1 protein-coding gene is annotated in these 629 nt (G+C 75.0%); it reads left to right on the top strand.

Features of this window, described 5'->3' with window-relative positions; translation table 11 throughout:
- On the top strand, positions 1 to 552 hold a 552-nt coding region (locus tag ACYVE9_RS29965), incomplete at its 5' end, for a DUF2690 domain-containing protein (RefSeq protein ID WP_461031001.1).
- Between the last annotated feature and the right edge of the window lie 77 nt (positions 553 to 629).

Below are 629 nucleotides of genomic sequence, written 5' to 3'. Positions count from 1 at the left end.
TCCGAGCCGCCCGGCCCCGCCAGCCGTCCGACGTCGTCCGGCCGTGCAGGCCGGCCGTCCGGCACCCGCCGCACGGTGATGTTCCTGGCGGGGGTGGCGGGCGCGCTCGCCGTGATAGGGGTCGCCTTCTTCTTCCTCGACCTCGGCGGCAGCGGGCAGGCCGCGCCCGAGCCCGAACCGGTACCGACGAAGGTCGACCCCAAGCTGCCCGCCGGAGTCGAGTGCAGCGGGGCGGACTGCGCCGGGAAGGACCCGGAGACGATGGGCTGCGGCGGCCAGTACGCGGAGACGACGTCCGACGCGATGGTGGGCGGCGCCTACATCGAGGTCCGTTACAGCGAGGTGTGCAAGGCGGCCTGGGCGCGGGTCACCGACGCCGACCCCGGCGCCACCGTCAGCATCTCCGCGCACAAGAAGTCGCAGTCCGACGAGGTCGGTGAGAACACCGACGGCTACACCATGATGGTCGCCGCGAAGACGGACGCCGACGCCCAGGTCTGCCTGGAGGGTGCCGCCGGTTCGAAGGGCTGCACCACCTCGGCGGCCGACTGAGCGCTCCTCCCCGCGGGAGCCGGCCGCCCCCGGGGCCGGTCACCGCGCCCGCCACGTCGCACCGCACGCCGCGCCCC

Source organism: Streptomyces sparsus, assembly GCF_054776295.1.
The sequence above is the reverse complement of the archived record's forward strand: the minus strand, read 5'-3'. Positions and strand labels throughout refer to the sequence as shown.